11 protein-coding genes are annotated in these 9,905 nt (G+C 53.4%); 4 read left to right on the top strand and 7 right to left on the bottom strand.

What is annotated here, in order from left to right; all coding sequences use genetic code 11:
- Nucleotides 1-9 precede the first annotated feature (9 nt).
- A complete protein-coding gene (locus tag BED41_RS16630; protein ID WP_168160245.1) occupies nucleotides 10-684 on the bottom strand; it encodes an OmpH family outer membrane protein in 675 nt (224 codons plus the stop codon).
- A 119-nt stretch (nucleotides 685-803) separates the two neighbouring features.
- Between BED41_RS16630 and BED41_RS07345 the strand changes: the two genes are divergently transcribed.
- Both BED41_RS07345 and BED41_RS07340 read left to right on the top strand, forming a co-directional pair.
- Nucleotides 804-1,169: a helix-turn-helix domain-containing protein gene (locus BED41_RS07345; protein WP_066742226.1), complete on the top strand. Its 366-nt coding sequence runs from the start codon at nucleotides 804-806 to the stop codon at nucleotides 1,167-1,169.
- A complete protein-coding gene (locus BED41_RS07340; protein WP_437177029.1) occupies nucleotides 1,091-2,044 on the top strand; it encodes an IS3 family transposase in 954 nt (317 codons plus the stop codon). Before BED41_RS07345 ends, BED41_RS07340 begins: the two co-directional genes overlap by 79 nt.
- 138 nt (nucleotides 2,045-2,182) lie before the next feature.
- On the opposite strand, the gene BED41_RS07335 is transcribed toward BED41_RS07340, so the two are convergent.
- Entirely contained in the window at nucleotides 2,183-2,794 is a 612-nt protein-coding gene (locus BED41_RS07335; RefSeq protein ID WP_066744471.1) for a sigma-70 family RNA polymerase sigma factor, read from the bottom strand.
- Between the two features lie 551 nt (nucleotides 2,795-3,345).
- Here BED41_RS07335 and BED41_RS07330 point away from each other — a divergent pair.
- The gene (locus tag BED41_RS07330) at nucleotides 3,346-3,789 is read left to right on the top strand and encodes a transposase (RefSeq protein ID WP_019263345.1); all 444 of its coding nucleotides are present in this window, start codon (nucleotides 3,346-3,348) and stop codon (nucleotides 3,787-3,789) included.
- On the top strand, nucleotides 3,783-4,655 hold the full coding sequence (locus BED41_RS07325) for an IS3 family transposase (RefSeq protein WP_157102220.1): 873 nt from the start codon (nucleotides 3,783-3,785) through the stop codon (nucleotides 4,653-4,655). The genes BED41_RS07330 and BED41_RS07325 overlap by 7 nt, the downstream gene beginning before the upstream one ends.
- 291 nt (nucleotides 4,656-4,946) lie before the next feature.
- Here BED41_RS07325 and BED41_RS07320 read toward each other — a convergent pair whose 3' ends face one another.
- The 5 genes from BED41_RS07320 to BED41_RS07300 form a co-directional block, all read right to left on the bottom strand.
- The gene (locus tag BED41_RS07320) at nucleotides 4,947-5,660 is read right to left on the bottom strand and encodes an ABC transporter ATP-binding protein (protein WP_084002320.1); all 714 of its coding nucleotides are present in this window, start codon (nucleotides 5,658-5,660) and stop codon (nucleotides 4,947-4,949) included.
- On the bottom strand, nucleotides 5,660-6,472 hold the full coding sequence (locus BED41_RS07315) for an ABC transporter ATP-binding protein (RefSeq protein WP_066744469.1): 813 nt from the start codon (nucleotides 6,470-6,472) through the stop codon (nucleotides 5,660-5,662). Before BED41_RS07315 ends, BED41_RS07320 begins: the two co-directional genes overlap by 1 nt.
- On the bottom strand, nucleotides 6,472-7,470 hold the full coding sequence (locus BED41_RS07310; RefSeq protein ID WP_066744467.1) for a branched-chain amino acid ABC transporter permease: 999 nt from the start codon (nucleotides 7,468-7,470) through the stop codon (nucleotides 6,472-6,474). The genes BED41_RS07315 and BED41_RS07310 overlap by 1 nt, the downstream gene beginning before the upstream one ends.
- Before the next feature lie 5 nt (nucleotides 7,471-7,475).
- On the bottom strand, nucleotides 7,476-8,336 hold the full coding sequence (locus BED41_RS07305) for a branched-chain amino acid ABC transporter permease (RefSeq protein WP_066744465.1): 861 nt from the start codon (nucleotides 8,334-8,336) through the stop codon (nucleotides 7,476-7,478).
- 230 nt (nucleotides 8,337-8,566) lie between these two features.
- A complete protein-coding gene (locus tag BED41_RS07300; RefSeq protein WP_066744463.1) occupies nucleotides 8,567-9,832 on the bottom strand; it encodes an ABC transporter substrate-binding protein in 1,266 nt (421 codons plus the stop codon).
- Nucleotides 9,833-9,905 lie beyond the last annotated feature (73 nt).

Genomic DNA, 9,905 nt, shown 5'->3' with positions numbered 1-9,905 from the left:
CACTTCCCCTCATCTCTTCGCAAAGTCTATGGTGACCGCGTTGAAGAGGCGCAGGATGTCGGCGTTGACGTCGCTCTCATGGGCGACGGCCAGCGCCATGCCTGCGGGCAGGACCGCCGTAAAGCCGCGCTTGTTTGTCTTAAGCCAGCTGCTCGTCACTCTTTTGAGTTCGCCCATAAGCAGGCCGGTGACGCGGGAGTATTCCTCACGGTAGCGGGCGGTGAGCTGCGCGTCTTTCTGCGCGAGGCGCGGGTCGTTGTCCGCTACGCCGCCAAGGCTTTTTTTGAATTTTTCCCGCTCCGCGTCAAGGTCGGCCTTTACGCCGTCGATGTATCGCTGCCCCGCTTTTCCGGGAAGGCTCGCGTCGATGACGCGCGCCACGTCGACAAAGGCCGTATCCCCCGCGAGGGCGGGAATGGCGCGCAGAGCCGGCAGCAGCATAATGGCGGCGATGAGCAGGATCTTAAATGTTTTGGAGTATGGCGCGAAGAGCGCCGCGAATGTTTTTTCACCTCCGCCGCGGGCGGAGGGGGCGGGACGCGAAGACCCTGTATTCCGCGCGGCATTCGGCACGGAGACGGAGGATGGGCATAGGGATGATGATGGATAGGGATATCTTGAATATTTTAAACCTGATTTTACTTCTGGGGGGGGGGTACTCTCGTTTAGGGCTTTAATGTGCACTGCTAAACTAATCCTGTACATATAGGGGGTAAAAGTGAGACAAGATATAATTGTCTTTTATACATGACAATAATATCTTGTGGCACAAGAGCCATGTTTATATGCACAGGAGGCCTGTAATGCGATACACGAAAGAAGAGCGTCTTGAAATCGGACGAAAAGTTTATGAGGGGATAATGACACGTTACGAGGCTGCCGAAGCCTACGGCATCAGCGACGACACGGCTAGGGACTATATGCGGATGTATCGTGATTCCAACAGTCTGCCGCCCAAGTCTTCCGGAAACGGTTCGGACAGTTATGTTTACAAGCCTTCCGAAAGACAGCCTGACCTATCAGATTATGAGTCCATGACAAAAAAAGAACTCATTGTTGAGTTGATTAAAGCGAAAGTAGCGGAAGCAAGATTAAAAAAAGGCTACGAGGTGAAAGGAGATGGTCCGGTAAAGGAATATATCCTTTTAGACAGCTCGAATACCAAGTAATTCTGGAACTATCCGAGTATTTTCCTGTAGTCATCCTGTGCCGTGTGACGGGGATTCCCAGAAGCAGCTTCTATAACTGGAAACGCAGCCTGTTTGAACCGTCCAAAAGAGCGAGGGATTTTGCTAGAAGCGTAATGCTCTTTATGGAATATCATAAAAGATATCCGTCGCACGGATACAGATGGCTTAACGCGAAGATACGCCTTGACACCGGAATAGTCCATTCAGATCCGTACGCCTATAAATGTTGCAGGGCTGCCGGTATAAAGAGCAAGGCAAAACACTACCGTTATAAAAAACCAGGCAATCCGTACAGATTATTCCCCAACCTGCTTCTTGCAGGCCTGCCGGTATACTCACCGATGCAGTACATAGCGAGCGATATGACGGCATTCTGCTTCAAAGGTACGTACTATGAGCTGACACTGTATATGGACCTATGGAACAACGAAATAGTAAGCCATGCGTTGTCTTCAAGGCGCGGAGACAGAATGACATACATAGACGGGCTGGAAGGACTGATAATGAATAAAGATAAAAAAACGGAATGGCAGACGATACTGCACACAGACCAGGGCGCGGTATACGCCTCCAAGAAATACAACGACATCTTGGAACTGAACCATATAGCCCACTCCATGTCCAGAAGCGGAACTCCTACGGACAATGCGGCGATGGAAGCGATAAACGGCTGGCTGAAAGCGGAGCTGTTTACAGACTTTCATGTAACAGGCAAAGAAAACATAGAGCGGGAGATAGAGGAATACATAAAATTCTTCAATGAAGAGCGTCCGGCCTATGCTTTGGGATACATGACGCCGAAACAGTATAAGGAGGCGTATAGCGGAAACGGCAGTTTTAGGAGTAGGACGTAACGAGATACCCCCCTACTATACAGAGTTAAGCAAGTCAACTGTCCAGGTTTTGTTGACTAGTGCACTTTAGCCTCCATTATTTATTTTTATATAAGCAATAATACGGACTACATTCTAACATAAATATTAAAGATTTGGTTATTCCCGCAGCGCTTTTTTCAGTTTAGCGCGTATTTTTTTGAGCCGCGCGGCGACGGCCTGCTGGGTGACGCCAAGTTCTTTCGCTATTTCGCTCTGGGTGTTTCCCTCGGAGAGCAGCTGCGCGAGGCGGTATTCTTCCGTGGTGAGTTCGCGGGCGAGGGTGGCGCGCAGCTCGATCTCGCGGTAACGCCCCTCCTCCGCCCCCAGCGTCTCCTCTATCTCTTCAAGAAGCATCCCCGCGCGCGCCCGCGCCCGTCTCAGGCGCGCCGCCGCGTCGCGCACGACGCCGGGCAGACGGCAGCGCAGGAAGTATGCGAGCCAGTTCATGTCGGGACACTGCGGCACGAGGATGAGCAGCGCGAGGTAGCCCTCCTGTTCAAGGTCGCAGAAGTCCGCGCCGCGCCCCTGATACCTGCCCGCGACAGCGAGCACAAGCGGCCTGTAGGCGCGGATTATTTCGGGAAGGGAGAGGGCGGCGGCGGATGGAGCGGGAACCGGCGGCGGAAAAGAGCTCTCAGGAAGCGGCGGGAGGCCGGGGCGGTAGTCGGTACAGCGCGGCGAGGAGCCGCGCGGCGGTATGGGCGACGGGGGAACTTTTTTGTTCTTCATGTCTGTGACCCTCCTTATTTTGTCTGTTACCTGCTGCGTGTGATAAATGTAACAGTGGTAGGCGGAAGGTCCGTTCACAAATGTAAATCGGCGTTTATAAGCACGACTTGCGTCATAACTTCGGGCTCTGGCATCCTCACCGTATAAAGATACGGCTCCGGTTCCAGAGCCCAAAGTTATTTAGCAACTCGCACGTCTAAACGCCGATTTATCTTCGAGAGGGGAAAGCGGTAAATTGTGGTTTAGTTTTGAGTGGGGAAAAGATAAATAGCGATTTAGCTTTTGCCCTATCGATGATAAACAGCGGTTTTTTTCTTAAAGCCTTCCTCTCTGAGGAAGGTGGATCGCCGCCGCTTTTGCGGCGAGACGGAAGGAGTGTTGCTCTGTTTGGCGCGGAAACCGCACCAAACAGAGCCCGCGGCAAAAGCCGCGGGAAAACCTAAGGTCAAAACTCCCTCACCCCGCTTCGTGAACAGCATCCCGAAAATCGGACAGCCAAATAAAGCCCCTGGATTATAATAAAACTAAATACATATAAAGGGGGATCTTCTATGCGTAAACGTAAAACAGAAGAAAGAATAAGAGCAATTGAGATGCACAAACAGGGAATTCCACGAAGGCGGATTGCTGAAGAACTTGGTGTTAGTCCTGATTCTGTTAAAACATGGATATCTTTATATAAGAGCGGACAGAAGGACTTACTGGATGATACAAGGAAAAAAAGAACCTACAGCAAGGCTGTAAAACTTGAAGCTGTTTCGGCTCATTTAGAAGAGGGACGTACTATGGTAGATGTTACCTCATCTTTTAACATTTCAAGTCCCTCTCTTTTAAGACGATGGTGTAAGGAATTTATCGAACAAGGGGATATTTCTAGTTCAAAACAAGACTGTCCAGATAAGAAATTGGAAGTTACAAATAGCATAGAAAAGATTAAAGAGCTGGAAATGCAGGTCGACGTATTAAAAAAAGCCTTAGAGCTGCAAAGGTGGTGATAGAAAGAAATATTAAATACAGGATCATTTTTGAATTTTCAACAAAACATTCTGTCTGTGGAATGTGTAGATTTTTGTCCGTATCACGCTCCGCATACTACAGTTGGCTAAAGCGGCGTGGAATGAAAGATAAAGACGGTCCTCTCATAGAAGCAATAAGAACGGGACAGAATATCAACAAAAACACTTATGGGTACAGGCGAATGACTCTGTGGCTCAACAACTTCATTGGCATTCATGTAAACAATAAGAGGGTAAGGCGTGTTATGAAAAAAGCGGGACTTCAAGCGGAAATAAGAAAAAAGAAAAAGTTTAAAGTGATGTCAGGAAATATCCACAGCTATGAGAATATCCTGAACAGAGAATTTCGTTCCGACAGACCAAACCAGAAACTGGTTACTGATATCACATATATACGAACAAAAAAGGGTAATATATTCCTCTCCATGATAAAAGATCTCTTTGATAATTCCATACAGGGATATCAAATCAGTCGTAATAATAATATTAAGTTAGTAACCGATACATTGAAGAAAGCATTTGAAAATAATAATAAGGTGGTCGCTGATGGACCAATCCTCCACAGCGACCAGGGGTTTCAATATACAAGCCATGCATATTTCAACCTGACACAAAGATACGGACTCAAGGTCTCAATGTCAAGGAAAGGAAATTGTTTGGATAATGCATGTGCAGAAAACTTCTTTAGTCACATTAAATCAGAACTCGTCAACCGAGTAAAATGGGAGAACTACGAGGAGGCCAAAGATGCCATAGACGAATATATAAGGTATTATAATAACGACAGGATACAGATAAAATTGAAAAAGGCTCCGATGCAATATCGAAGTCTCTTTATTGAATAAATTTTTGATACCCTTGGGAGCTTTTATAGCGTTGTCCGGTTTGCGGGACTCTGTTCATCGCGGGGAGCTCCCTCAGAGAGGGCGCCAAAATCTTTGGTAAATCGTTATTTATCTCTTTTCCTACCCGAAGGAAATCGGTTTTGAAAATTCACATGACAGCAGGAAAATCGGTGCGAAGAAGTGCCGTAGGCTAAATAAGCCGGTCTCTGAGTACCGGAGCCGTATTGTTCATACGGCGAGGACACTCAGGGACCGGCTTATGACGCATACGGTGCTTATTCGCACCGATTTTTACATGCCCATGTAAGCTCTGCGCACCTCATCCGAGTCGAGGAGCTCCTGCGAGGTGCCTTTGTGGACGACGCGCCCCGTCTGGAGGACGTAGCCGCGGTCGGCGATCTCCAGCGCCTCCTGCACCATCTGTTCGACGAGCAGGACGGTGACGCCGCGTTTTCTTATTTCGGCGACGGCCTCAAGGACTCTCTCCACGAGGCTGGGCTGGAGCCCGAGCGAAAGTTCGTCGAGCATTATCAGCTTCGGACGGGACATGAGGCCGCGCGCGATGGCGCACATCTGCTGTTCACCGCCGCTCATCGTCTCCGCGGTCTGTCCGGAGCGGCTTTTGAGTATCGGGAACAGTTCGTACATTTCGTCGAGGCGTTCGGCGACGACACTTTTATCGGTGACGCTGAAGGCTCCGAGTTCAAGGTTTTCGCGCACGGTAAGTTTGGAGAAGAGCCTGCGTCCCTCGGGGACGTAGCTTAGCCCCAATTTTATGCTTTTGGAGGCGGACATCTTCGTGATGTCGCAGCCGTCGAAGGTTATGGTTCCGGCGGTCGGGTGCATAAGGCCCGCGACGGCGCGCATGAGCGTGGACTTCCCCGCCCCGTTCGCGCCGAGGATGGCCACGATCTCTCCCTCGTTCACATGCAGCGAGATGCCGTGGATGACGGAGACCTGGTCGTAGGCGCAGTGTATGTTTTTAACTTCAAGCATCGCCGTCATTATATTCCCTCCTTATGCGCAGTCCCCTGTTCGCGCTCCGCGTGAACATCCGAATTTTCCGCGGGGGCGTCCGCTTTATGTTCGTTGATCCGTTTGCTGAATTTTTCGCCGAAGTAGGCGGTGATGACGACGGGATCTTTGACGATATCCGCCGGCGCGCCCTCGGCGATTTTTTTGCCGCTCGCAAGGACTACTATTTTGTCGGCGATGGGCATGATGGCTTCCATTATGTGTTCGACCATGAGGATGGTGATGCCCTCTTCACGCAGGCGGACGATGACTTCGACCATCTCTCTGACCTCCGTTGAGGTGAGTCCTGCCACAGCCTCGTCGAGCAGCAGCAGCTCGGGTTCGGTGGCGAGGGCGCGCGCTACCTCCAGCCGCTTTTTGTTGCCGATGGTGAGTCCTCCCGCGAGACGGCAGCGGTGTTCGCCAAGGAAGCAGAGCTCCAGGCAGCGCTCGGCGATCTCTTTGGCCTTGGCGCTGTCGCCGGTGCGCATGTAGGCCCCTACGAGGATGTTTTCAAAGACGGTCATCTCTTTGAGCGGGCGCACGACCTGGAAGGTGCGCGCGACGCCGCGGCGCGCCATTTTGTAGGCCGGCAGGTCGGTGACGTCTTCGCCTTTGAAGAATACTTTTCCCGCCGTGGGGGTGTAGAGCCCCGCGACGCAGTTGAAGAGGGTCGTCTTTCCCGCGCCGTTGGGACCGATGAGGCCGACGATGGTTCCCTTTTCAACGTCGAAAGAGACGTCGCTGTTAGCGAGCAGCGAGCCGAATTTCATTGTCAGGTCTCTCACTTCAAGCAGAGCCATCAGCACTTCGCCTCCTCTCTTTTATCCGCGTCGGATCTTTTAGTAAAGTAGGAGAGCAGCCCCATGATGCCGCGCGGTTCTTTTATCATCACGATGATGATTATTATGCCGAAGATTATCAGGTCTATCCCCGCGCCGAGGTGCGAGAGGTAGGCCCTGGTGTATTCCTGCAGCGGTATGAGCACGAGGGCGCCGAGGAATGGCCCCCAGAAGGTGCCGATGCCGCCCAGTATCGTTATGAGCACGAATTTCATCGACATGTCGAGCGACATGACCATCGGCGGGTCCACGCGGTAGTTGTACTGCGCGAAGAAGGCGCCGCAGAGGGCCGCCAGCGCCGCGGAGAGGGCCATCGCGCCGAGTTTGACGAAGGTGCTGTTGACGCCGAGGGATTCGGCGGTCTCCTGTCCCTCGCGTACGGCGAGCAGGTAGTAGCCCATGCGGTTTTTCTCTATCCAGCGCACGATGCCGTAGACGAGGACGAATATCGCGAGCGCCCCGAGGTAGTAGCCGGTCTTGGTGTCCGACCAGGAGAAGTTTTTCCAGCCGTCGGGCAGGATCGGATAGTCAAGGCCGAGCGCGCCGCCGACGGCGTCCCAGATCATGAAGAGGCGGTTGAATATCTCCACGATGGCGAAGGTCGCGATGGCGAAGTAGTGGCCCTTGAGCCGGAAGCAGGGGTAGCTGATGAGGATGGAGACGACCGCCGCGGCGAGCATTCCGAGCGGCGCGCCGTACCAGGGCAGCGAGCCGAAGGTGACGACCGCGAGGCCGGCTCCGTAGGCCCCGATTCCGAAGAATACGGAGTGGCCGAAGGAGACCTGTCCGCCGTAGCCGCTGATGATGTTCCAGGACTGCGCCATGGCGGCGTAGAGCAGGACCATCGTCGCCACGTGTCCGAAGAAGGAGGAACCGCCGATAAGCCCGGGGATGCAGGGCAGTATTAACGCCGCTATGATGAAACCGTACCAGAGTTTATCCTTTTTATTTAGCTGCATAGCCGTCACCACCCGAAGAGGCCCTTGGGGCGCACAAGTATGACGATCAGATATATCGCGAAGACGGCGACATATTTGAGAACCGCGGCGACGTAGAAGCCGGTGAAGGATTCGACGAGGCCGATGAGCAGCGCGGCAAAGAGCGCGCCAGGTATGCTGCCGAAGCCGCCAAGGGCGACGACGACGAAGGCGATGAGGCTGAAGAGGCTGCCGACCTCGGGATGGACCGCGAGATAGGTGGTCATCAGGCCGCCGGCGATGCCGACGCAGGCCCCGCCGATGCCAAAGACGAGCAGGTATATTTTTTCCGTATCGATACCCATGAGCTCCGCCGCCTCTTTGTCCATCGCGGTGGCCTGGATCGCCCAGCCGAGGCGGGTTCTCTTTATAAGCCAGTAGACGACGGCGAGCACAACGAGGGCGAATACGCCTGTAACGAGCTGGGGAACGGAGACGATGGCCCCGCCGACCTCAAAGGTCTTTCCGTCGAGGATGGTACCGGAGAGCAGACGGAAGTTAGGCGAGAAGCGGTTCATGCAGAAGTTTTTGAGGAGCATCGAGAGGCCGAAGGTGGCGAGCAGCGGCGCCATCGCCGCCTTGCCGAGGCTTCTTTTGATGATCCATTTGTATGTGAGCCCTCCCATAATGAATAGGAAGATTCCAGCCGCAACCCAGGTAAAGAGCGGATCTATCCCCAGTATGAAGCCCATCCAGTAGCAGATGTACATCGCCACCATGAGGAACTCTCCGTGGGCAAAGTTGATAACGTCCATTACGCCCCATATCATGCTGAGGCCGGCGGCGACGAGAGCGTAAAGCAGACCGCTCAAGATCCCGTCGATCAGGACCTGCAGAAAATTGCTCATGCAACGACCTCCTTAGTAAAAAGGCGGGGCTGTTGTGTCAAGGCGCCCCGCCGGAAGGCTACTATAATGTCTGATTAACGTGTGAAAAATTCTGAGAGCCTGTCCGCTGATTAGATGTACCGGCCGCTAAGCGGGCAGGCTTCGCACGGAGCGCAGGCGTATATCAATACGTTGGAGCTTCGGGCAAAGTCTGTCCGCGGCGCGGATGGCGCATATAATCTGCGGCGCTTTTACCTCTTGTCCCAGGGCTTCATCGGGACGACAGGCTCGGAGTCTTTGTACTTAAGCGGGAATACGGTGTTGTATTTCTGTTCGTCAAGCTGTGTGATGACGGAGAGCGCTTTGATGTTCTGGCCGTCGGGGCCGAATTTCACGCTGCCGCTCAGCGACATGACGGAGGGGAATTCGTCGGTCTGGATTATTTTGAGGACCTTCTCCGTGTCGGGGCCGCCCGCCTTCTCTATCGCCTGGGCGAGGACCATCAGCATGACCGCCTCCTGGATGGAGTCGCTGTCGAAGGGCTGATTGCTTCTCGGCGTGTAGTATTTGTCCTGGATTTTGATCGCTTCGGGCATGAATTGTTTCGCGAGTTCAGGCGAGTAGCCCATGCCGCCCATGAAGTAGTTTCCGTCGGAACCGAGCTCTTTCTGTACCGCGGGGTTCTGGTAGCCGGTGCAGTAGTTGAGGGCGATCTTCGGGAGCCAGTTGACCTGCTTCATGGTGCGTACCCACAGTGAGTAGTCGCCGCCGAGCGCCGCGCCGAATACGGCGTCGGGGTTGGCAGACTTGAGTTTCTGGACTTCGCTGTTGAGGTTCGTCGCGCCGTTGTTGAAGGGGACGTCGGCCACTACTTTAAGGTCGATCTTCTTGGCCGCTTTGCGCGCCTCGTCGGCGGCGTGCTTGCCGAATTCGGTGTTTTCATAGATGAGGCCGAGGGTCTTTATGCCGGCCTTCTTTTCCTTATTAAGGTATTCGATGTAATCGACGAATTCAACGGATTCGATAGCGTCCGTCGGGGCGTGGCGGAAGAAATACTTGTAGCCGCGCTCGGTGAGGGCCGCGGAGCTCGAGCAGCCGCACATGAAGATCTTCTTCGCGCGCTCGGCGACGGCGCTGGCCGGTTTGGTGGCGGCGCTGTTGTAGCTGCCGATGATCGCAAAGACTTTTTCCTGGTTGTAGAGGCGTTCGGCCTCGGATTTAGCGACATCCGGCTTGCCCTGATGGTCGGCGGGGACTATCTTGATGACGTACTTGCCGCCGAGAAGGCCCTCTCCCGCCGCGAGAGGGGCGTTGATGTCGGGATTTTTCTTGTTGATGACGTCGGCTGCCGCGAGGACGGAGTTCACGCAGTTCTGTCCGGAGACCGCCGCGGGGCCGGTCAGCGGGAAGAGAGCGCCGATTTTGATCTCTTCGGCGGCAAAGGCCGCCGTCGAGGCGAAGAGGGCGGTGCAAAGAACCAACATAACGACAACCGTGGTGCGCTTACTTAGTTTCATGATACATCTACCTCCCTTTTTTTAGAACAAAATATTTTTGCTCTGCTCAATATTATACTATTTTGTGACATAG

The organism is Cloacibacillus porcorum, from assembly GCF_001701045.1.
GTDB lineage: Bacteria > Synergistota > Synergistia > Synergistales > Synergistaceae > Cloacibacillus > Cloacibacillus porcorum.
This window is presented reverse-complemented; position numbering and strand designations above follow the sequence as displayed.

Excerpts from the sequence above, each read along its gene's own strand:
- BED41_RS07335 (WP_066744471.1), bottom strand. The coding sequence starts at position 2,794 with ATGAAGAACAAAAAAGTTCCCCCGTCGCCCATACCGCCGCGCGGCTCC.
- BED41_RS07315 (WP_066744469.1), bottom strand. The coding sequence starts at position 6,472 with ATGGCTCTGCTTGAAGTGAGAGACCTGACAATGAAATTCGGCTCGCTG.
- BED41_RS07330 (WP_019263345.1), top strand. The coding sequence starts at position 3,346 with ATGCGTAAACGTAAAACAGAAGAAAGAATAAGAGCAATTGAGATGCAC.
- BED41_RS07320 (WP_084002320.1), bottom strand. The coding sequence starts at position 5,660 with ATGACGGCGATGCTTGAAGTTAAAAACATACACTGCGCCTACGACCAG.
- BED41_RS07345 (WP_066742226.1), top strand. The coding sequence starts at position 804 with ATGCGATACACGAAAGAAGAGCGTCTTGAAATCGGACGAAAAGTTTAT.
- BED41_RS07300 (WP_066744463.1), bottom strand. The coding sequence starts at position 9,832 with ATGAAACTAAGTAAGCGCACCACGGTTGTCGTTATGTTGGTTCTTTGC.
- BED41_RS07310 (WP_066744467.1), bottom strand. The coding sequence starts at position 7,470 with ATGCAGCTAAATAAAAAGGATAAACTCTGGTACGGTTTCATCATAGCG.
- BED41_RS07305 (WP_066744465.1), bottom strand. The coding sequence starts at position 8,336 with ATGAGCAATTTTCTGCAGGTCCTGATCGACGGGATCTTGAGCGGTCTG.